Raw genomic sequence first — 20,322 nt, forward strand, 5'->3', positions numbered from 1 at the left:
TTGGGGTGTAAGGCGGACGGAGGGGGCTGATGGTCTGCGGGCGATCGAGAAATATGGATCCCTTACGCAATCGAGCCATCGGATGATCGATCAGCGTGTGCGCGACGCGCCCCCGCCGGATGGCGGGGGCGGGGAGCCGGGGCCGTACGCCCGCAGGCCAGACCGCCAGAGGCTGTATGTCCCGCCACCCCAACTCCCCGCCCCGACCAGGTCGGTCTACCGGCGGCCGTCGCCGTTACTCACTGCTCACCGTCGCCTCCTTCGGCGTGGGGGCCGGGGGCGGTGGCGGGGTGTCGCCGTCGGAACGCAGGCGGGCGAGGCGGCGGGCCACCGGCTCGGTGTAGCGGGCGGTCAGCGGGCCCAGGATGACCAGGATCAGTACATAGGCCGTGGCCAGCGGGCCGAGGGAGGGCTCGATTCCGGCGGTGACCGCGAGCCCGGCGATGACGATGGAGAACTCACCGCGCGCCACCAGGGTGCCGCCGGCCCGCCACCGGCCACGGACACCGACCCCGTCGCGTTTGGCCGCCCAGTAACCGGTGCCGACCTTGGTGAGTGCGGTGATCACGGCGAGTACCAGCGCCGGCAGCAGGACCGGCGGGATGCTGCCGGGGTCCGTGTTCAGCCCGAAGAAGACGAAGAAGACCCCGGCGAAGAGGTCCCGCAGCGGGGACAGCAGGGCGTGGGCGCCCTCCGCGACCTCCGCGGAGAGGGCGATGCCCACCAGGAAGGCGCCGACCGCCGCCGACACCTGGAGTTTCTGCGCGATCCCGGCGACCAGGATCGTCAGACCCAGCACCACCAGCAGCAGTTTCTCCGGGTCGTCGCTGGAGACGAAGCGGGAGATGACCCTGCCGTAGCGGAGTGCCACGAAGAGCACCAGCCCGGCCACGCCCAGGGCCACCGCCAGGGTCACACTGCCCGCGGCCAGCCCCACGCCCGCGACCACCGCGGTCACGATGGGCAGGTAGACCGCCATCGCCAGGTCCTCCAGGACCAGCACGCTGAGGATGACGGGCGTCTCGCGGTTGCCGACCCGGCCGAGGTCACCGAGGACCTTCGCGATCACACCGGACGACGAGATCCAGGTGACGCCCGCCAGGACGACCGCGGCGACCGGGCCCCAGCCCAGCAGCAGCGCGGCCGCGGCCCCCGGCAGCGCGTTCAGCGCGAAGTCCACCGCACCGGCCGGGTAGTGCGTCTTGAGGTTGGAGACCAGATCGCTGGCCGTGTACTCCAGGCCCAGCATCAGCAGCAGCAGGATGACGCCGATCTCGGCGCCGGTCGCCACGAACTCCTCGCTCGCCCCGAGCGGTAGCAGCCCGCCCTGGCCGAACGCGAGTCCGGCCAGCAGATAGAGCGGGATCGGGGAGAAGCTGAACCGGCCTGCTATCCGCCCCAACAGGCCCAACGCCAGGATGATGGCACCGAATTCGATCAGAAATACCGCGGAATGCAAGCGCTCACTCCCGCCCGAGGATGGTGGCCGCCGCGTCGACGCCCTCCCGTGTGCCGATGATGATCAGGGTGTCGCCGCCCGCCAGCCGGAAGTCCGGAGCGGGGGACGGAATGGCGTCCGCGCGCCGCAGTACGGCGACGATCGAGGTGCCCGTCTCGGTCCGCATCCGGGTCTCGCCGAGGAGCTTGCCGTTCCAGACGGACACGGCGGACAGTTCGATCCGCTCCGCGACCAGGCCGATGTCGGTGGTGTGCAGCAGGTTCGCGCTGTGGTGGGCCGGCAGCAGCGCGTCCACCAGTGAGGCGGACTCGGCCGCGGTGAAGCGCAGCGACTGCGCGCAGGCGTCCGGGTCGTCGGAGTTGTACACGCTGAGGGTGCGCGCCCCGTCCCGGTGGGCGACCACCGAGAGATGCCGGTGTTCGCGGGTGGTGAGGTCGTACTGGACACCGATGCCGGGCAGCGGCGTCGTACGCATCCGTGGAGCAGGCACTGCCTGTCCCCCCTGCTTCTGTTGTTGTGGACGTGACTGTGGTGGACGTGACCGTTGTGGACTTGACCGTTCTGACATGAGTGGGACGGTGCAGTGCACCGTCCGCGGGGGGTCATGCTGCCATCCGGAGCGCTGACTCCCACATGGGTGTCAGCACGGATGGACAGCGGCCCGCGGTGCCTTGCAAACTGGCCGGGGAGAGAGTTCGCCGAGGGGAGCATGGCAGGTGTGGCTCGTGCGGCGGATGCGGCAGGTCCTGCCTGCCCGGCGGCGGAACGCCGCGGCCCGGGGCACCTTGTTCCGCCGGATCTTCCTCCTCAACACCGGTGTCCTGGTGGTGGCCGCGGTCCTGCTGCTCGGCCCGGTCACCGTCTCCACCCCGACCCGGTCCGCGGAGGCGGTCCTGGTGATCGGCGGACTCGCGGTGATCCTCCTCGCCAACGCGGTCGTCCTGCGGATCGGGCTGGCCCCGCTCCAGCGGCTCAGCCGCGCCATGGCCACCGCCGACCTGGTGCAGAGCTGCCGCCGCCCGGAGGTCACCGGCCCCGGCGAGATGGCCGCGCTGACCGCCACCTTCAACACCATGCTGGACCGGCTGGAACGGGAGCGGGCCGGCAGCACCGCACGTGTCCTGTCCGCGCAGGAGGCCGAACGGCAGCGGGTGGCGCAGGAGTTGCACGACGAGGTGGGGCAGACCCTCACCGCTGTACTGCTCCAGATGAAGCGCGTCGCGGACCGGGTGCCGGGGGAGCTGCGGGACGAGGTCGCGCTGGCGCAGGAGGCGACCCGCGGCAGCCTGGACGAGATCCGCCGGATCGCGCGCCGTCTGCGGCCCGGCGTACTGGAGGAGTTGGGGCTGGTGCGTGCGCTGCGGGCGCTGGCGGCGGAGTTCACCACCGGCGGGCTGCGGGTGGTGCCGGAGATCGATCCGGAGCTGCCGCCGCTGGTGGAGGCGCCCGAGCTGGTGGTGTACCGGGTCGCGCAGGAGAGCCTCACCAACACGGCCCGCCATGCCGCGGCCGACCGCGCCGCCCTCACCCTGCGGCGGACCGCGGACGGCGTGGAGTTGCTGGTCGCGGACGACGGCACCGGACTTGGCGGGGCGCCCGAGGGCTCCGGTATCCGCGGGATGCGGGAGCGGGCCCTGCTGATCGGCGCCACCCTCGACCTGGCCGACCTCCCCGGCGGCGGCACCCGGGTCCGGCTCGCCCTCCCGTTCCCGCCGCCCCCGCACCACCGACGGGACACCCCATGACGCCCAGCACGCCCGGGTCCGCGGCGCCGCCCACCCGGATCCTGCTCGCCGACGACCATGCCCTGGTGCGGCGCGGGGTACGGCTGATCCTCGACGGCGAGCCGGACCTCACCGTGGCGGCGGAGGCCGGGGACGGCGCCGAGGCGGTGGAGCTGGCGCGGGCCGGGGGCGTCGATCTCGCCGTACTCGACATCGCCATGCCGCGGATGACGGGACTCCAGGCGGCCCGCGAGATCTCCCGCCGGGCGCCGGGGCTGCCCATCCTGATCCTCACCATGTACGACAACGAGCAGTTCTTCTTCGAGGCGCTGCGCGTCGGCGCCTGCGGCTATGTGCTGAAGTCGGTCGCCGACCGGGATCTGGTGGAGGCGTGCCGGGCCGCGATGCGGAATGAGCCCTTCATATATCCGGGCGCGGTCACCGCCCTGGTCCGCGACTATCTGGAACGGGCCCGGCAGGGCGGCAAACTGCCCTCGCGGGCGATCACCGAGCGGGAGGAGGAGATCCTCAAGCTGGTCGCCGAGGGCCACAGCTCACGGGAGATCGCCGACCTGCTGGTGATCAGCGTCAAGACGGTGGAGCGGCACCGCGCCAACCTGCTGCAGAAACTCGGGATGCGGGACCGCCTGGAACTCACCCGGTACGCGATCCGCGCCGGCCTCATCGAACCCTGAACCCCACCCGCCGCACCCGTCCCCGCCCGTCATACGTCCGGACCCGCCCCGGGGGCGGGCCCACCGGGGCGCTCCTAGCGTGGCTTGCCGTCAGCCCTTCCGGAAGACGGGACTCCGAGAGTCCCGGGCCGGGATGCCGGAGTCGGACGAAGGAGCAAGGATGCGAGCGATGGTGCGCGGCGCGGCCGCGGCTGCGGGCGCTGCGGCGCTCGCCCTCGGGGCGGTGCCGACGGCCCAGGCCGCGGGCCTCCCGCAGTCGGGCGGTACCCCTCCGCAACAGACCGGCGTGGTGAGGGCCGAGGACGATCCGGCCGCCGATCCGGGGAGCGGCTCGGCGGACGTGGACACCGGACTCGATGCTTCCGAACCCGCCGGCCCCGGCGGCCCGGACGGCTCCGAAGGCGGCGAGCAGGGCGGCGAGCAGGGCGGCTCCGCATTCTCCGAGACGTTCTCCGGGGCCGCGACCGGTTCCGGTGCGGGCCCCGAGCAGAAGGACAACGCGGTCCCGGGCTGGGACGGTGGCGGGGGCGACGGGGGAGGCGGCGGGCATGACGGCGGCGGTCCCGGCGGCGGCAAGGAGGACGGCCACCGCCCACCCGACGGCGGCGACCGCGGGCACCGGCCCCCGGACCAGCAGCCTCCCGGAGAGCACCACGACCAGGGCCCCAAGGACCCCGGTCAACGGGAACCGGGCGGCGGGGACTGGCACGGTGAGAAGCCCGGCGGCCCGGCCGAGCACGGAGTGCGGGCCGGAGTCGGCGCCGACGCCACCGGCCCCTGGGAGATCGCCCAACTCGCCCTCGGCAGCCTGCTGATCGCCGGCGCCCTGACCCTCGCCGGCCGCCACGGCCTGCGCCGCCTCCGCACCCGGGCCTGAAGTCCGACCGGTACCGGCCGCTCCGGAGACGTACCTGGGCCTGAAGTCCGACCGGTACCGGCCGCTCCGGAGACGTACCTGGGCCTGAAGTCCGACCGGTACCGGCTGCCCCGGAGACGTACCCGGGCCAGGTGGGAATCCGGTCACCGGTGAGGCCCGTCGGCCGGTGGTTGAGGGGGGCCCGGGGCGGCCGTGTTGGGGAGGGTTTGCCGAATTCCGGTCCTATGGGGTGCTCGTCAAGAGACGGTAAAGCGCTGCCTGTTGAAGATCCCGAGCGAGGATTATTTCCGGCCGGACACTGTCTTGACGGCTCCCGGCCAGGACGACTCGCGCCCGCCGCGGTCGGCGCATCATCGCAGCAGGGGGACCAGCGACACCAGGGGGACGGGTGCACCACCGGCCGACCGGCCACACCGGAGCGCAGGCCTACGCGGCGGGCGGCCGATGACGGCCATCGCACGGACCACCGGCCGCCACCGCGACCACCCCACCCCCGCCGAGGTCACTGCGCGCCACCGCCACGACACCGACGGTGCCACCGGTCCCGCCGCACCCCACACCGCGGGCAAGTCCACCGGTACCGAACTGCGGGGCGGACCAGGGCAGTTGGCCCCTCCCACCAGACGACACCCCCGCCCGAAACCTGCTGGACTCTCCCGGCACGCCCCCGCGCGCAGCCCGGCGGCCCGCGTCTTGTTACATGGCTTCCTGCCACATGGCGTCGCCCGTTCCGTCACCGCGCGCCGCCGTCCGTCACCGGGTATCGAAGAGGCCCCACAGCAGTGATCACACGCTCCTCAACGTCCGACCCAGGGAAGGGACCCACTGTGCCCCACCACCCCCAGTGCCGGCAGGCCGTCGCCGGTCTCGCCGCGGGCGCCCTCGCCCTGACCGTGCTCGCCGCCGCCGGCTGCGCCGCGGGCGAGGACAAGCACCAGGGTGGTGAGGACCTCGTGATCGGCGCCAGCCTCGAACTGTCCGGCCCCACCGCCAGTATCGGCACCACCTACAGACAGGCCCTGGAACTGGAAGTCGACCGCCTCAACCGCAGCGGTCCACCGGGCGGCCGCAAGATACGTCTGGTGATACGCGACAACAAGACGACCCCGCAGCAGAACATCGCCAACGTCAAGGCGCTGGTCGAGCACGACAAGGTGGACGCGCTCATCACCGGCGCCTGCTCCGCCTGTATGGTGCCCGTCGCACCCATCGTGGAGCACCTCAAGATGCCGACGGTGTCCCTGGCCTCGGCCAGCGCCATCACCGAACCGGTCACCCAGCGCCACTACACCTTCAAGATCTCGCCCAGCCCGGCCCAGGACGCCGCGGTCCTCGTCAGCGCGCTCAAGCAGCGCCGTATCAAGACCATCGGCCTGATCAACGTCGACAACGTCTACGGGGAGGACGGGCGGCGTTCCGTCACCCAGCGGGCGGAGGCGGCGGGAATCCGCATCATCAGCCGCCAGCGGTTCGAGCAGGACGACCAGGACATGAGCCCCCAGGTCGGGAAGCTGGCCGAAGCCCGGCCGGACGCGATCGTGGTCTGGGCGGTGATGCCCGCGGCCGGCATCATCGCCAAGAACACCAAGGACAGCGGCTACAAGGGCGGCCTCTACCTGGACGCGGGCGCCGGCGCCGAACTCTTCGTCAAGGGCGCGGGCACGGCCGTCGCCGAGGGCACCCGGATGGTCTTCCCCCGCGTCCTCGCCATCGAGGACGTCGCCGACACCAGCGACTACGTCGCCGAGCAGAAGCGCTGGGTCAAGGACTACCGGGACAAGTACGGCGCCTACTCCGGCTTCGCCTCTTTCGCGGCCGACGCGGCCCGGATGATCGCGGACGCCGGAGCGGACACCGACAGCCGGGAAGCGCTGCGCGACGCCCTGGAGAAGGAGGCCTTCGACGGGCTCTCCGGCCGTATCCAGAACACCGCGGAACAGCACTCCGGAATCCAGGCCCAGTCCCTCGCCCTGCTGGAGGTCCGCAACGGCGAGTGGCATATCGCGCGATGAGCACGCGGGTCCGGTGAGGGGACCGGTCACGCTCCGCCGCGGTGCGCCCGGTACCGGTCCCGGGCGTCAACTGCCCGTCGTGGTACCGCCGTTGCCCGGGCGCAGGGTGCGGCTGCGGCCGCGGAACTCGGCCACCACCGTCTCCCCGCACAGCAGCCGCACATCGTAGATGCCACTGCGGCCCGCCCTGGTGCGCTCCTCGGCCACCGCGAGCAGGGTGTCGCCCTCGTGCACCGGCGCCAGGAAGTCGATGTCGGCACCGGCGGCGACCGTCAGCGGCCCATGGCTGTTGCAGGCGCAGGCGAAGGCGGTGTCGGCGAACAGGAAGAGATAGCCGCCGTGCGCCGTGCCATGCCCGTTGACCATGTCGCCGCGCACCGCCATCCGCAGCACCGCCCGCCCCGGCCCGCTCTCCACCAGGGTGAACCCCAGCAGCCCGGACACCCGGTCGGCGGCGAACCAGGCCCCTGCCGCATCCCCCGCCGCCCCCGTCTTTCGGGCGCCGCCCGCACCCGATCCCCGCTCGTCGTCAGCCATGCCGGAACTCTCACCAGGGGTGTGCCACGCCCCGCCGCCGTTGCGGGCCCGCCTACACGGAGCACCCACCCCAGCGCGAGAGACTGTGCGGGGCGTCGCACCCACCGGCGGTCCGCACGCATCGCCCGGCACGGCCGGTGCAACGACACAAAGCTGCAAAAAGCCGTAAAGAACGGTGCAGGGCGGGCTACAACAGTCGTGGATACGCGGGCCGCAACAGCCGGGTATCCAAAGCGCCGTAGCGACAAAGCGCCATGGACACAGAGAACTGCGAAGAGCCAGAGGGCCGCAGAGAGCGACGAGAGAGAGGCTGCCGCACATGCCACAGCAGGTGCAGGGCGTCATCGCACGGGCCAAGGGGAAGCCGGTCCAGATCGAGACGATCACCGTGCCCGACCCGGGACCCGGCGAGGCCGTGGTGAAGATCCAGGCGTGCGGGGTGTGCCACACCGATCTGCACTACCGGGAGGGCGGCATCAACGACGAGTTCCCCTTCCTCCTCGGCCATGAGGCCGCGGGCCTGGTGGAGTCCGTGGGCGAGGGCGTCACCGAGGTCGTACCCGGCGACTTCGTGATCCTCAACTGGCGTGCGGTGTGCGGCCAGTGCCGCGCCTGCAAGCGCGGTCGCCCCTGGTACTGCTTCGACACCCACAACGCCCGGCAGAAGATGACCCTCCAGGACGGCACCGAGCTGACGCCGGCGCTCGGTATCGGCGCGTTCGCCGAGAAGACCCTGGTGGCCGCCGGGCAGTGCACCAAGGTCGACCCGGAGGCCTCGCCGGCCGCCGCGGGCCTCCTCGGCTGCGGGGTGATGGCCGGGCTCGGCGCCGCCATCAACACCGGGCAGGTGGGCCGCGGTGACTCGGTCGCCGTCATCGGCTGTGGCGGGGTCGGCAACGCGGCCGTGGTCGGTGCCCGCCTCGCCGGGGCCGCCCGCATCATCGCCGTCGACATCGACGACGACAAGCTCGCCACCGCCCTCCGCCTCGGCGCCACCCACACCGTCAACTCCCGCACCACCGACCCCGTCGCCGCCGTCCGCGAACTCACCGACGGCTTCGGCGCCGATGTCGTGGTGGAGGCCGTCGGCCGCCCCGAGACCTATGAACAGGCCTTCTACGCCCGGGACTTGGCCGGCACCGTCGTCCTGGTCGGAGTGCCCACCCCGGAGATGCGACTCGATCTGCCGCTGCTCGACGTCTTCGGCCGCGGCGGCGCCCTCAAGTCCTCCTGGTACGGCGACTGCCTGCCGTCCCGGGACTTCCCGATGCTGATCGACCTCTACCGGCAGGGCCGTCTGGACCTGGACGCCTTCGTCACGGAGACCATCCCGCTCGGCGACGTCGAGCAGGCCTTCGCCCGGATGCACCAGGGCGATGTGCTGCGTTCGGTGGTGGTGCTGTGATGGCCGCCCGTATCGAACACCTCGTCACCTCCGGCACCTTCTCCCTCGACGGCGGCACCTGGGACGTCGACAACAATGTGTGGCTCGTCGGCGACGACCGCCAGGTCGTCGTCATCGACGCGGCCCACGACCCGGACGTCATCGCCCGCGCCGTCGGGCAGCGGGAACTCGTCGCCATCATCTGCACCCACGCCCACGACGACCACATCGGCGCGGCGCCCGACCTCGCCTCCCACACCGGCGCCCCCGTCCTGCTGCACCCGGACGACCTGCCGCTGTGGAAGCAGACCCACCCGCACCTCAAGCCGGACGGGCCGCTCGCCGACGGGCAGGTCCTCACCGTGGCCGGTACCGAGCTGCGGGTCCTGCACACCCCGGGCCACAGCCCCGGCGCGGTCAGCCTCTACGCACCCGACCTGGGCGCCGTCTTCACCGGCGACACCCTCTTCGCGGGCGGGCCGGGCGCCACCGGCCGCTCGTTCAGCGACTTCCCCACCATCATCGCGTCCATCAAGGACCAGTTGCTGACCCTGCCGCCGGACACCGAGGTACGCACCGGGCACGGCGAGCTGACCACCATCGGCGCCGAGGCACCCCGCCTGGACGAGTGGATCGCCCGCGGCCACTGAAACACTCAGCACATCCAGTACACCGAGTACCGAGCGCAGACAACGGCGCCCGCCACCCGCCGCACCCCGCGGCGAACCGGCGGGCGCCCGGTCGTGCCAGCGCCGGTGCCGAGCGGCGCCTACAGCGGCAGTGCGCACACCGCCATCGGGGACCTGAACGGGGCGCCCCGCGACACACCTTGTGGGATCCGGTGTGCGGGATCAACTCCCGTTCGTCGCCGGGGAGTTCGCTGGGGGAACTCAGGCCAGGTACACCAGCGTCCCGCGGGTCACCGGATGGGCGAAACCGTCCCCCGCGGCCCACCGCCGCACCTCGCCCACGGTCAGCTCCGCCAGCCGCTGCCACTCATTGCCCTGGGACCCGGCCAGATGCGGGGTGATCAGGGTGCCGGGGCAGTCCCACAGGGGGTGTCCGGTGGGCAGCGGATCGGGGTCGGTCACATCGAGCACCGCCCGGATCCGGCCCGCCCGCAGGACCTCGACCAAGGCGTCCTGGTCGAGGACGGCACCACGGGAGGTGTTCACCAGCAGCGCGCCCCGCCGCATCCGCGCCAGCAGGTCGCGGCCCACCAGACCGCGGGTGGCGTCCAGCAGCGGGGTGTGCACGCTCACCGTGTCGCTCTCCGCGAAGAGTTCGCCGAGCCCCACCGCCCGCACCCCCAGCTCCGCCGCCTCCTCCGCGTCCACATACGGGTCGTGCAGCAGGACGTCCAGATCGTAGGGGCGCAGCAGCTCCATGACGCGGCGGCCGATGCGGGAGGCGGACAGAATGCCCACCGTGGCGCGGTAGTTGCCCACACCGGGCTCGTCCCGCAGCCAGATGTCGCGACGCCGGGTCTCCCGGTAGGCGCGGGCCCGCTCCAGTACCCGCTTGCCGCCGAGCAGGATCATCGCCACCGTGTACTCCGCGACGGGCAGCGCGTTGGCGGCGGCCGCGGAGGACACCTCGACACCGCGCTCCCAGCAGGCATCGGTGATGTGGGCGCGCACACTGCCCGCGGTGTGTGCCACCGCCCGCAGTCGCGGCGCCGCGGCGAGGACGGCCGCGTCGAGCGGCGGGCAGCCCCAGCCGGTGACCAGCAGATCCACCTCGGCGAGTACGGCGCGGGCCTGGTCGGTGGTGAGGTCGTCCAGCAGTGGCGGCGGAGCCGGGGCGCACACCTCGCCGAGCGCGGCCAGCGCCTCCGGTGTGAACACGGCCTGCGCCGCCTCGGGCGACATCGCCAGCGCAACTCGTGGCCGGAACGGGGTGGTTGGGGCGGAAGGTGCGGCGGGTGCGGTGGGCATGGGACTCCTGGCGGCGGGGGCGGGTGGTGTCCGTGGAGCCTTCCCGCCGCGGGACGCTTCCACCGCCGCGGCCCGTCTCCTTCCTCGATCGGCGCAGCGAGCCCCGCGGGTCCGGCCCCGACCGCCGCGCCGCCGGTGTCCCGCACCCGGCCCACCCACCGCGGCAGCCATGATGGGACCGCACCCGGCACACCACGGCCCCACCCCGAACCGGCGCCCACCGGCGCCACCCGGCTCGTGCCTCAACTACCCTGCGGCGCCGCCGAGTTGCTCGTACTGACTTTCACCTCGTCGACGACCAGTTGCTGCGGGAAGCTGGTGCCGCCGTCCGGGTCCCCGGGCCAGTAGCCGCCCACCGCGAGGTTGAGGATCAGATAGAAGGGCTTGTCGAAGACCCACCGGTTGCCGCCGAGGTCGGCCGGGGTGCGGGTCTGGTAGACGGTGCCGTCGACCGACCAGGAGATGCTGTCCGGCGCCCAGTCCACCGCGAAGATGTGGAAGTCGTCCGCGAAGGCCCGGCCGTCGGGCAGGGAGTAGGGCGCGCCGATGCCGCCGGAGCCCGAGTAGCCGGGGCCGTGCAGGGTGCCGTGCACGGTGGACGGTTCGAAGCCGACGTTCTCCATGACGTCGATCTCGCCGCACTCGGGCCAGCCCACCGAACCGATGTCCTCGCCCAGCATCCAGAACGCGGGCCACATCCCCTGCCCGCGCGGGATCTTCATCCGTGTCTCCACATGCCCGTACTGTGCGGTGAACTTCCCCGAGGTGTTCAACCGGGCCGAGGTGTACTCGCAACTGCCGTACCAGCACTGGTAGTTGCCCGGGTTCTCCTTGCGTGCGGTGATGACCAGATGGCCCTGGCCGTCGAGCGCCGCGTTGTCGGTGCCCGAGGTGTAGAACTGCCGCTCGTGGTTGTCGACGTTGTCGCCGGTCTCCAACTGCCACTTGGACCCGTCGACGGCCGAGCCCGCCGCGCCGTCGAAGGTGTCCTCGAAGGCGACTTCCCGGGTGCGGTCGGTGGACGCGGTGCGGTGCGGTTCGGCCGCGGAGGCGGTGGCCAGGCAGGGCACCGCCAGCAGTGCGGAGAGCGCGGCGACCAGCAGCCGCCGGGAGATACGCGGGGAGTCCATGACTCTCCCTTCCGTGTGGGGGGTGGGCGGCCGCCGTACGGAACGCCGGGCCGCGAAGTGGGGGGGGCACGGTGGGTGGAGGAATGGGTGGGGGAGAGCGGGATGGGGCCTGTGCCCCGGGGTGCCGGATTTCCCGCTCGCCGATCGAGTTAAGAAGTGAACCCACCCGCTGTCAACCCCTTGGTCTGGACCGGAGCCGAGGTTACGGCCACCGGAGCGGGCTTTCACGAGGTGAGCGAACCGATCCCCCGAACGGCCCTGCTGCGACGATGACTTGAAGGCGCACCGCCCACCGCTGCCGCCAACTCGGCGCTCCCTGTGGCACGCTGACCGCGGTGACGGGGCATCTGCCGTACAGCGCAAGGGCGTTGACGGCGAGTGTGTGCACAACTCTTGACGCCGGGGAGCCCGGCGGACGACCATCCCGTTGGTGAGAGCGCTCTCTGCAAGACCCCGGACCGCGCTTCCAGCCGGCCCCGTGCCCTCTCCCCGTGCGAGTCGCGCGCCTCGCATCGGATGCCCCCCACCCGTGCCGCCCCGTCCCCACGCGGTGCCGCACGGCGTCCGACCCCGACCCAGGAGGCACCCCCATGTCCGAACCCCCCACCGAACCCACCGGGTCCGAGGCGTCCCGCTATCCGATGCGGCGCAGAACGTTCGTCGCCGCGGCCCTGGCCGGGGCCGCCGCGGTGCCGCTGCTGCCGGGCGCGCCCGCACTCGCCGGGAGCGGGACACCCGAGCCGGTGGCGGGCGGCGGTGACCTCGGCCCTCAGGTGAAGGTCTTCGACCCCTCCATGGGCGATATCCAGGCCCAGTTGGACGCCGTGTTCCAGCAGCAGGAGTCCGCGCAGTTCGACGACCGCCGCTTCGCGCTGCTGTTCAAACCCGGCACCTACCAGGGCCTCAACGCGCAACTCGGCTTCTACACCTCCATCGCCGGGCTCGGCCTCTCACCCGACGACACCACCATCAACGGCGATGTGACGGTGGACGCCGGCTGGTTCGACGGCAACGCCACCCAGAACTTCTGGCGTTCCGCGGAGAACCTCGCCCTGGTCCCCGTCAGCGGCACCAACCGCTGGGCCGTCGCCCAGGCCGCCCCCTTCCGCCGGATGCATGTGCGGGGCGGGCTCAACTTGGCGCCCGACGGCTACGGTTGGGCCAGCGGCGGCTATATCGCCGACAGCAGGATCGACGGCGAGGTGGGCCCGTACTCGCAGCAGCAGTGGTACACCCGGGACAGCTCGATCGGCGGTTGGCACAACGCGGTGTGGAACATGGTGTTCTCCGGGGTGGAGGGCGCCCCCGCCCAGAGCTTCCCCGACCCGCCGTACACCACCCTCGACACCACCCCCGTCTCCCGCGAGAAGCCGTTCCTCTATCTCGACGGAGACGACTACAAGGTGTTCCTGCCCGGACTGCGGACCGAGTCCCGCGGTGTCACCTGGGGCTCCGGCACCCCGCAGGGCGAGTCACTGCCCCTCACCGACTTCTACGTGGTCAAGGAGGGCGCCACCGCGGCCACCGTCAACGCCGCCCTCGACCAGGGCCTGAACCTGCTCCTCACCCCCGGCGTCCACCACCTGGACCGCGCCATCGAGGTGAAGCGCCCCGGCACCGTGGTACTGGGCCTCGGCCTGGCCACCCTGGTGCCCGACGGAGGTGCCACCGCGCTCAGGGTGGCCGATGTGGACGGCGTACGGCTGGCCGGCTTCCTCATCGACGCCGGGGAGGCCAACTCGGAAGTCCTGCTCGAAGTTGGACCCGAAGGCGCCTCCGCGGACCACTCCGCCAACCCGATCACCGTGCAGGACGTGTTCGTGCGGATCGGCGGCGCCGGCGCGGGCAAGGCCACCACCAGCATGGTGATCAACGCCCACCACACCATCGTCGACCACACCTGGCTCTGGCGCGCCGACCACGGCACCGGCGTCGGCTGGGACGTGAACCGGGCCGACTACGGCCTGATCGTCAATGGCGACGACGTCCTCGCCACCGGCCTCTTCGTGGAGCACTTCAACAAATACGACGTGCAGTGGAACGGCGAGCGCGGCCGCACGGTCTTCTTCCAGAACGAGAAGGCCTATGACGCGCCCGACCAGGACGCGATCCAGGACGGCGACATCAAGGGCTTCGCCGCCTACCGGGTGGCCGACTCCGTCACCAGCCACGAGGCCTGGGGCCTGGGCAGCTACTGCAACTACACCGCGGACGACACCATCCGCCAGGGCCACGGCTTCCGGACACCGGTGACCGAGGGCGTGAAGTTCCATGACGTCCTGGTGGTGTCCCTCGGAGGCAAGGGGCAGTACGACCACGTCATCAACGAGACGGGCGGGGCCACCTCGGGCAGCGACACCGTGCCCTCGAAGGTGACGTCCTTCCCGTAACGGCTGGGGTGTCCCGTGTGCGGCGGTCGTCGGCCTGGTGCCGGCGGCCGCCGCCCCATGTCCGCCGCGAGTGTCCGTCCACCGTCCTGACCTGCGTCTTCGGTATCCCTTCCGGCCGCTGTCGGCTCTCTTCCGCCGGTGTCATGGGCGCCCCTTTATAAGGCGCGCCGGTGTGAATGTCGTATTTGTCTGATTAACGGACATATGGTGCGGCTGTTATCGGAGGTGACGCACAACGTGTCCGTCCGTGGGCACGGGTTGGGATGCCAGTGAGCGAGATCAGCAGGAGAAGCGCAGTAGGGCTTGGACTGGGACTCGGTGCCGCCGCGGTCGGGCTGACGGCATGTGGTGAACAGGACAAGCAAGTGCACGGGCCCTCGGGCCCCGGACATGACGTCGCCCCGGGCGCCGCCGCCCCCGGCAAGAAGAACCTGCCGAGACTCATCGGTGACGGCTCCACCGCCTACACCGGACGGCAGCCCAACCAACCGCCCGCCCCCACCCCGATGGAGCCCGGCGAGACACCCCCGCAGTTCGTGGTGTTCTCCTGGGACGGCGCCGGCGAGGTGGGCAACGGGCTCTTCCCCCGTTTCCTCAAGGCTGCCGAGGACAACGGCGCCAAGATGACGCTCTTCCTCTCGGGCCTCTATCTGCTCCCGGAGTCCAAGCGCCGCCTCTACAACCCGCCCAACAACCCCATGGGCGCCTCGGACATCGGCTACCTCACCGACGCCCACCTCCGGGAGACCCTCAAGTGCGTCCGCCAGTCCTGGCTCGCGGGGCACGAGGTCGGCACCCACTTCAACGGGCACTTCTGCGGGGGCTCCGGCTCGGTCGCCAACTGGACCGGGGCGCAGTGGCGGAGCGAGATCGAGCAGGCCCAGCAGTTCGTCAAGACCTGGCGTACCAACACCGGTTGGCGCGCCGACGAACCCCTGCCGTTCGACTACGACCACGAACTGGTCGGCGGCCGCACCCCCTGCCTCCTCGGCCAGGAGAACCTGCTGCCCACCGCCCGCGAACTCGGCTGGCGCTACGACGCCTCCTCACCCGGTGGTGTGCAGCGCTGGCCGCAGAAGAAGCAGGGCCTGTGGGATCTGCCGCTCCAGGGCATCCCGTTCCCCGGGCACACCTTCGAGGTGCTGTCGATGGACTACAACATCCTCGCCAACCAGTCGAAGAACTCGACCAACGCCCCCGCGTACAACTACCCGGCCTGGCGCACCCAGGCCACCGAGGCCTATATGGCCGGGTTCACCCGCGCCTACGAGACCAACCGGGCACCCCTCTTCATCGGCAACCACTTCGAGGAGTGGAACGGCGGCATCTATATGGACGCCGTCGAGGAGACCATGAAGCGGGTGTCCGGGCAGAAGGACGTACGGCTGGTGTCCTTCCGGCAGTTCGTGGACTGGCTGGACGCCCAGGACCCGAAGGTCCTGGCCAGACTCCAGGGCCTGGAGGTCGGCCAGCAGCCGACGGGCGGCTGGCGTACGTATATGGCGCAGGTCTGAGGCGTCGGGCGGCCTTCCCGCGCCGTGTCCCGAAGTCCCTTCCGTACCAGGTCCGTTGGTGCCACGCCGTCGTGTGGGCGGCGTGGCACCAACCGCCTTGGCGGGGGACGGCGGTGTGTGCGGCGGCGGGGGTCAGACGGAGGGGGTGTCTGCCTCGGCGGGGGTGGTGGCGGCCGGGGTGACCGCGGTGTAGAACACCGACTTCTGCTGCTTGGAGCGGTGTGCGTGGCCCTTGGCGACCAGGGCCTCCAGGGTGTTGCGCACCACGGTGGCGCCCGCCTTGCGCTCGGGGTGCGCGGCGGCCAGCTCCTGGGTCACCTCGGCCGCCGAACGCGGCTCGCTGTACCCGGCGAGCATGGCGCCGATCACCTCGCGCAGAGTGGGACCACCGCCGGCCGCCGACCTCCGCCCCGAACGGGCCCCGCCCTTGGGGGACTTGGCGGCGGACTTGGTGGCCGCCTTGGCGGTACCGGTCTTGGCACCGGCCTTCGCGTTCGCCTTGGTGCCCGTCTTGGCCTCCGGCTTGGTGTCCGCCGGGGTGTCGGCCTTCGCGGCGGGCTTGGTCGTGGCTGCCTTGGCCGGGGTGCTGCTCTTGGGTGAAGTGGCCTTCGCCGGGGCCGACTTCACCGCTGCGGCCCGCTTGCCGGTCGCCTTGGTGGTGCGCTTGGCGGGCGTGGACTCGGAGTCCGCGGCGCGCCGCGCTTTCGGTACCCGTGCCGCCGCCGGGGGCTTCTCCTGCGCACCGTCCTTCGCCGCCAGTGCCTGACGCATGGTCAGCAACAGTCCGTGGTCCCGCTCCAGATCCTTCAACTTGCCCTGGAGCGCCGTGATTTCCGCGGCGACGCGCTCCTGTTCCCGGGTGTTGCTGTCGAGATCGGCGGAGACCTGCGCCGCGTACTGGGACTGGAGGTCGGTTCGGGCGGTCTGCTCCGAGGCGTGTTCCGGCATGGTGTCCCTGCTTTCCTGGTTTGCCGTAGGTGTGTTGGTGCCGGATGGTACCCACAACCCGCGGTGCGCACCGCATGAGTACCGGGAAACATCACCTTGATCGGTACACCCCCGCCCCGGGGGTTGCCACCGCGTCGGCAGGGGCGGAAGGTGGTCCGGCGACGGGTTCGAGGTGCCGAGGAGAGTGAACTGCCCTGTGGAGGTGGGGAGTTCGAGGCCGCCGCGCCGTGGGGAGGTCGGGACGGGGGAGCCCAACTGGCATGGCCCGTACGACGCGGCAGCCGCCGGAGCGCCCTTGGAGTGCGTACCGGCTGATACGACTGTAGGGCCCCGGAGATGCCTGCGGCATCCGTACGAGGTGCCTTCTGGCCGAGAGTGTTCGCCACCGGGCGTCAGCCGCGCGGCGACAACGGGTGCCGCCGGAGCGGGGATTGGCGCGAATGCTGTGCCGGCCGGTCCGCGGGGCTCAGGCGGTGGTGGGGCGGAGTGGTGTCACCTGCGGCACCCGGTCAAGAGAGATGTTGAAGCGGGTGCGGTAGCAGTCAAGTACCTCGGTGTCGCTGGTGAGTTCGGTACTGGTGTGCCCGGTGCCGGTGGTCTCCTTGAGGGTGGTGCCGCTGAGGGTGAGGCGGCCGGTCCCGGTGAGGCGGGAGCACACCAGGGAGTGGGTGAAGTGCGAGTCGGGGTGGGTGCGGTGGTACCAGGCACCGGCCCGGAAGTCGCCGAGCGCCCGCGGACGCGGTTCGAACCGGTACTGCGGTGTGCCGTCCCGCACCAGGTCCAGCTCGCCGTCGGCGGCCGGGGTGAGGGTGAACGTGCCGTCCGGGTCCGCCTGTTCGGTGTCCAGGGCGGTCAGATCGAGGGGGTGGCGGCTGAGGGAGCCGAAACCGATGTCGCTCAGCCAGGGGTGCCCCGTGCTGCCGTACACGCGCAGGGTGAGATGGCCGTAGGGGATGCCCGGGTGGCCGCCGGCGCCGTGTACCCGGGCCGGGAGCAGGTCGACGCGGTAGCCGAGAGCGGTGAGCAGTGCCGCGTAGGCACCGCCCAACTCGTAGCAGAATCCGCCGCGTTGGCGGTCGGTGACCTTGGCGACCAGCGCTTCGTCGGTCAGCACGATGTCCTCGCCGAGGTGCACCGAGAGGTTCTCGAACGGCACGGTGTGCAGATGGGCCAGGTGCAGGGTGCCCAGGGCGGCGGCGGTGGGTTCGGCCGGGCGCTCCACACCGAGGCGCCGGAGGTAGGCCGTGAGGTGTGCGGTGTCCATCCGGCCAGTGTGCGCGCCGCGGGCACGGTACGTCGGGCAGCGGTGACGCACGGTGTGGCGGGCCGGGCAGGTTGATCCGTACCCGGCCCGCCTTGGACCGTAGCGTCAAGTCGCCCTTCAGCAGGTGAGGTTGGCGCCCGGTTCGACGCCGAGGACCTGGGCGAAGGCCTGGTAGCTGTCGACTCGGCTCTGTACCTGGCCCGGGTTGGCGCCGTCGCATTCCAGGGTGCCGTTGATGCTGCGGATGGTCTCACCGAAGCCGGCGCTGTTCACCATGGCGTCGTGCGGGGTCATGGTGCCGGGGCCGCTCTGGGTGTTCCAGTACCAGAGGCCGGTCTTCCAGGCGACGGCCGAGTCGTTCTGCACCAGGTCGGGGTTGTTGAGCAGATCGATGCCCAACGCATCGCCCGCGGCCTTGTAGTTGAAGTTCCAGCTCAGTTGGATGGGCCCGCGCCCGTAGTACTTGTCGGTGCCCGCGGGGCAGCCGTAGGGCTGGTTGCTGTCGCAGTAGTGCGGGTAGTTGGAGGTGTCCTGCTCCACCACATAGACCAGGCCGCCGGTTTCATGGCTGACGTTGGCGAGGAAGGCCGCGGCCTCCTGTTTGCGCACGGTGTCGCTGCCGGTGTTGCTGAAACCGGGGTAGGCGCTGAGCGCGTCGGTCAGGCCCTGGTAGGTGTAGAACGGATTCCTGTTCGGGAACATGCTCTCGAACTGCGCCTCGCTGACGATGAATTCATCATCGGCACCGGTCTTCTGCGCGGACGCGGTGGGCGCCAGGGAGAGCACCGAGAGGGCCGCGGCGGACACGGCGGCCGCGGTCACCCCCAGGACGCGGTTGCGGATGCGCATGGGACTCGCTCCTTGCCGGCCGCCCCGTGACGAGGCGGCCCATAGTGCGGGTGGGGGGTGGCCGCGGCACCTCGGCCGGGCCGGGCGCTGCCTCGTCGCGGAGGGAGTGCGGGCCGCCGTCAGCCGCCGACGTTGACGTCGATGCAGGCGTAGAAGGCGTTGGCGGTGTCGGCGATGTTCCACACCGCGAGGACCTTCTGCGGGCCGGTGTGCGAGCCGAAGTCGACCTGGTGGGTGACGGTGGAGCCGGGTTGGGCTCCGCCGTCGTCGAACTCGGCGATCTTGTCGCCGCCGATGAAGTACTGCCAGGTGCTGGTGGAGTGCCGCGCGGTGAGCGTCCACTGGAACGCCTGGGTGTGGCCGACCGGTGTGGCCTGCCAGCCCTTGGAGTCGTCGTCCAGCTCCGCGAAGCCCTCGTTGCCGCCGCTGCAACTGCTCAGCCCCTTGGGGCCCTCCACGCTCTGCGGCTCGTACTTGATGGGTCCGCAGCTCACGGTGCCCGCGGCACACTGTGCCTGGCGGCTCGGCGGGTCGGAGATATAGCCGTGGGCGTCGGCGGAGGAGGCGGGCAGGCTGAGGGCGAGGACGGGGGCGAGTACGGCGCCGGTGAGTGCGGCGAGCTTGCGCTTGGGGTGCATGGGGGTTCTCCTTCACCACAGGTCTTCCGGCCCGGGGCCGTGGGGGACCGCATCCGGGCAGGCGGGCCTCTGGAGAGTGGGACCAGAGGCGCGAAGGGGCTTCGGCAGTGGGGGCGCCGACGCGGGATTGCCGCGGAATGCCAGACGCGCTCCACCACTTGGACTAGACCATACTCGTGGGTGCGGGCACGTCAAGAGAATGTGGGTAATGGCCGATTCCAACCGGACTGCGGTGAAAGGGAGTTGCGGAGGCGATCGGTGAAGTGCCGCTAGGTGAAGGGGAGTCGAAGGCGTAGCGGCTGAAGTGCGGTCGCGCGTAGGGCCGTTCATGTGGACGAGGCGATTTGGTCCCACACGCCGAAGTCCACGCCCCACACGGTGACTTGGGGCGTGGACTTCGACGGGACTACGGGTGCGGGCGGAGGGTTCAGTGGGTGGGGCGGCGACGGCGGTAGAGGAAGAAGGCGGTCGCGCCGAGCGCGGTGGCGGTGAGTCCGGAGCCCGCCGCCAGGGTCGCGGTGCCGAGGTGCGGCCCCGAGGTGCCGCCGAGTCCGCCCTGCACCCCTCGGGTGGGGCTCACCGTGGGGCTCGTGCCGGAGGACACCCGGACGGTGGCGAACCACTGGCCGTGGCCGTCCTGGCAGGTGCCGCTGATGCCGACGGCGCGTTCCCCGCCGAGTCTGGAGGCGACCCGGCCGGTCCCCTGGAAGCGGCCGCCGCCGATGGGGCGCAGGGTGACCGGTCCGGCCAGCCCCTGACCCTCGCCGGGACCGGGGGAGGGGTTGGCGTACGCGGAGCAGTCCACGGTGAGGGTGAAGGTGCCGCCGGGCGGCACCTTGGAGGGGGAGACGGTGGCGCTCGCACCGCTGATCTCGTCCCCGGCGGCGGCCTCGGTGGCACCGGCGAACACGGTCAGGGCGGCGAACCCGGCGGCGAGGGCGGCGGCGCGTATCCGGAACATGGT

The 20,322-nt window shown here is 71.6% G+C and carries 18 protein-coding genes; 8 read left to right on the forward strand and 10 right to left on the reverse strand.

The window, feature by feature from the left end; genetic code table 11:
• Positions 1–235: 235 nt before the first annotated feature.
• Both ACFVST_RS21295 and ACFVST_RS21300 read right to left on the reverse strand, forming a co-directional pair.
• Positions 236–1,459, reverse strand: coding sequence for a cation:proton antiporter (locus tag ACFVST_RS21295; protein WP_390154196.1), 1,224 nt, complete (start codon positions 1,457–1,459; stop codon positions 236–238).
• 4 nt (positions 1,460–1,463) lie between these two features.
• Positions 1,464–1,949, reverse strand: a complete 486-nt coding sequence (locus tag ACFVST_RS21300; protein ID WP_390154198.1) for a cation:proton antiporter regulatory subunit — start codon at positions 1,947–1,949, stop codon at positions 1,464–1,466.
• A 244-nt stretch (positions 1,950–2,193) separates the two neighbouring features.
• Here ACFVST_RS21300 and ACFVST_RS21305 point away from each other — a divergent pair, with 244 nt between their 5' ends.
• The 4 genes from ACFVST_RS21305 to ACFVST_RS21320 all read left to right on the forward strand — a co-directional run bounded on the left by ACFVST_RS21305 (position 2,194) and on the right by ACFVST_RS21320 (position 6,767).
• Entirely contained in the window at positions 2,194–3,204 is a 1,011-nt protein-coding gene (locus ACFVST_RS21305; RefSeq protein WP_390154296.1) for a histidine kinase, read from the forward strand.
• Entirely contained in the window at positions 3,201–3,878 is a 678-nt protein-coding gene (locus ACFVST_RS21310) for a response regulator (RefSeq protein ID WP_390154201.1), read from the forward strand. The genes ACFVST_RS21305 and ACFVST_RS21310 overlap by 4 nt, the downstream gene beginning before the upstream one ends.
• 160 nt (positions 3,879–4,038) lie before the next feature.
• Positions 4,039–4,755 carry a hypothetical protein gene (locus tag ACFVST_RS21315; RefSeq protein WP_390154204.1) on the forward strand — a complete coding sequence of 239 codons (717 nt, stop codon included), beginning with the start codon at positions 4,039–4,041 and terminating at the stop codon, positions 4,753–4,755.
• An 827-nt stretch (positions 4,756–5,582) separates the two neighbouring features.
• Entirely contained in the window at positions 5,583–6,767 is a 1,185-nt protein-coding gene (locus ACFVST_RS21320) for an ABC transporter substrate-binding protein (RefSeq protein ID WP_390154207.1), read from the forward strand.
• Positions 6,768–6,833: 66 nt separating this feature from the next.
• Here the strand turns inward: ACFVST_RS21320 and paaI are convergent, their stop codons facing one another.
• Positions 6,834–7,304: a hydroxyphenylacetyl-CoA thioesterase PaaI gene (gene paaI / locus ACFVST_RS21325; protein WP_390154210.1), complete on the reverse strand. Its 471-nt coding sequence runs from the start codon at positions 7,302–7,304 to the stop codon at positions 6,834–6,836.
• A 319-nt stretch (positions 7,305–7,623) separates the two neighbouring features.
• On the opposite strand from paaI, the gene ACFVST_RS21330 reads away from it, so the two are divergent.
• Positions 7,624–8,709 (forward strand): S-(hydroxymethyl)mycothiol dehydrogenase, encoded by a 1,086-nt coding sequence (locus ACFVST_RS21330; RefSeq protein ID WP_390154213.1) that lies wholly within the window; start codon positions 7,624–7,626, stop codon positions 8,707–8,709.
• Positions 8,709–9,338 (forward strand): MBL fold metallo-hydrolase, encoded by a 630-nt coding sequence (locus ACFVST_RS21335; RefSeq protein WP_390154216.1) that lies wholly within the window; start codon positions 8,709–8,711, stop codon positions 9,336–9,338. Before ACFVST_RS21330 ends, ACFVST_RS21335 begins: the two co-directional genes overlap by 1 nt.
• Before the next feature lie 240 nt (positions 9,339–9,578).
• On the opposite strand, the gene ACFVST_RS21340 is transcribed toward ACFVST_RS21335, so the two are convergent.
• On the reverse strand, positions 9,579–10,625 hold the full coding sequence (locus ACFVST_RS21340; protein ID WP_390154219.1) for a hydroxyacid dehydrogenase: 1,047 nt from the start codon (positions 10,623–10,625) through the stop codon (positions 9,579–9,581).
• A gap of 242 nt (positions 10,626–10,867) precedes the next feature.
• The gene (locus tag ACFVST_RS21345; RefSeq protein WP_390154221.1) at positions 10,868–11,755 is read right to left on the reverse strand and encodes a family 16 glycosylhydrolase; all 888 of its coding nucleotides are present in this window, start codon (positions 11,753–11,755) and stop codon (positions 10,868–10,870) included.
• A gap of 590 nt (positions 11,756–12,345) precedes the next feature.
• Between ACFVST_RS21345 and ACFVST_RS21350 the strand changes: the two genes are divergently transcribed.
• Positions 12,346–14,145 carry a coagulation factor 5/8 type domain-containing protein gene (locus ACFVST_RS21350; protein WP_390154224.1) on the forward strand — a complete coding sequence of 600 codons (1,800 nt, stop codon included), beginning with the start codon at positions 12,346–12,348 and terminating at the stop codon, positions 14,143–14,145.
• Positions 14,146–14,510: 365 nt separating this feature from the next.
• On the forward strand, positions 14,511–15,659 hold the full coding sequence (locus ACFVST_RS21355; RefSeq protein ID WP_390154227.1) for a hypothetical protein: 1,149 nt from the start codon (positions 14,511–14,513) through the stop codon (positions 15,657–15,659).
• 132 nt (positions 15,660–15,791) lie between these two features.
• Here ACFVST_RS21355 and ACFVST_RS21360 read toward each other — a convergent pair whose 3' ends face one another.
• The 5 genes from ACFVST_RS21360 to ACFVST_RS21380 all read right to left on the reverse strand — a co-directional run bounded on the left by ACFVST_RS21360 (position 15,792) and on the right by ACFVST_RS21380 (position 20,319).
• Positions 15,792–16,607 (reverse strand): hypothetical protein, encoded by an 816-nt coding sequence (locus ACFVST_RS21360; RefSeq protein WP_390154230.1) that lies wholly within the window; start codon positions 16,605–16,607, stop codon positions 15,792–15,794.
• Between the two features lie 466 nt (positions 16,608–17,073).
• Positions 17,074–17,871, reverse strand: a complete 798-nt coding sequence (locus ACFVST_RS21365; RefSeq protein WP_390154233.1) for an arylamine N-acetyltransferase — start codon at positions 17,869–17,871, stop codon at positions 17,074–17,076.
• A 117-nt stretch (positions 17,872–17,988) separates the two neighbouring features.
• Positions 17,989–18,720, reverse strand: coding sequence for a chitinase (locus ACFVST_RS21370; RefSeq protein ID WP_390154236.1), 732 nt, complete (start codon positions 18,718–18,720; stop codon positions 17,989–17,991).
• Between the two features lie 119 nt (positions 18,721–18,839).
• A complete protein-coding gene (locus tag ACFVST_RS21375; protein WP_390154239.1) occupies positions 18,840–19,358 on the reverse strand; it encodes a lytic polysaccharide monooxygenase auxiliary activity family 9 protein in 519 nt (172 codons plus the stop codon).
• A gap of 427 nt (positions 19,359–19,785) precedes the next feature.
• Positions 19,786–20,319, reverse strand: coding sequence for a hypothetical protein (locus ACFVST_RS21380; protein WP_390154241.1), 534 nt, complete (start codon positions 20,317–20,319; stop codon positions 19,786–19,788).
• Between the last annotated feature and the right edge of the window lie 3 nt (positions 20,320–20,322).

Origin of the sequence: Streptomyces sp. NPDC058045, from assembly GCF_042885635.1 — a bacterium.
Classification (GTDB): domain Bacteria; phylum Actinomycetota; class Actinomycetes; order Streptomycetales; family Streptomycetaceae; genus Streptomyces.

Excerpts from the sequence above, each read along its gene's own strand:
- ACFVST_RS21330 (WP_390154213.1), top strand. The coding sequence starts at position 7,624 with ATGCCACAGCAGGTGCAGGGCGTCATCGCACGGGCCAAGGGGAAGCCG.
- ACFVST_RS21335 (WP_390154216.1), top strand. The coding sequence starts at position 8,709 with ATGGCCGCCCGTATCGAACACCTCGTCACCTCCGGCACCTTCTCCCTC.
- ACFVST_RS21310 (WP_390154201.1), top strand. The coding sequence starts at position 3,201 with ATGACGCCCAGCACGCCCGGGTCCGCGGCGCCGCCCACCCGGATCCTG.
- ACFVST_RS21315 (WP_390154204.1), top strand. The coding sequence starts at position 4,039 with ATGCGAGCGATGGTGCGCGGCGCGGCCGCGGCTGCGGGCGCTGCGGCG.
- ACFVST_RS21350 (WP_390154224.1), top strand. The coding sequence starts at position 12,346 with ATGTCCGAACCCCCCACCGAACCCACCGGGTCCGAGGCGTCCCGCTAT.
- ACFVST_RS21340 (WP_390154219.1), bottom strand. The coding sequence starts at position 10,625 with ATGCCCACCGCACCCGCCGCACCTTCCGCCCCAACCACCCCGTTCCGG.
- ACFVST_RS21375 (WP_390154239.1), bottom strand. The coding sequence starts at position 19,358 with ATGCACCCCAAGCGCAAGCTCGCCGCACTCACCGGCGCCGTACTCGCC.
- ACFVST_RS21360 (WP_390154230.1), bottom strand. The coding sequence starts at position 16,607 with ATGCCGGAACACGCCTCGGAGCAGACCGCCCGAACCGACCTCCAGTCC.
- ACFVST_RS21370 (WP_390154236.1), bottom strand. The coding sequence starts at position 18,720 with ATGCGCATCCGCAACCGCGTCCTGGGGGTGACCGCGGCCGCCGTGTCC.
- ACFVST_RS21345 (WP_390154221.1), bottom strand. The coding sequence starts at position 11,755 with ATGGACTCCCCGCGTATCTCCCGGCGGCTGCTGGTCGCCGCGCTCTCC.
- ACFVST_RS21305 (WP_390154296.1), top strand. The coding sequence starts at position 2,194 with ATGCGGCAGGTCCTGCCTGCCCGGCGGCGGAACGCCGCGGCCCGGGGC.
- ACFVST_RS21365 (WP_390154233.1), bottom strand. The coding sequence starts at position 17,871 with ATGGACACCGCACACCTCACGGCCTACCTCCGGCGCCTCGGTGTGGAG.
- paaI (WP_390154210.1), bottom strand. The coding sequence starts at position 7,304 with ATGGCTGACGACGAGCGGGGATCGGGTGCGGGCGGCGCCCGAAAGACG.
- ACFVST_RS21380 (WP_390154241.1), bottom strand. The coding sequence starts at position 20,319 with ATGTTCCGGATACGCGCCGCCGCCCTCGCCGCCGGGTTCGCCGCCCTG.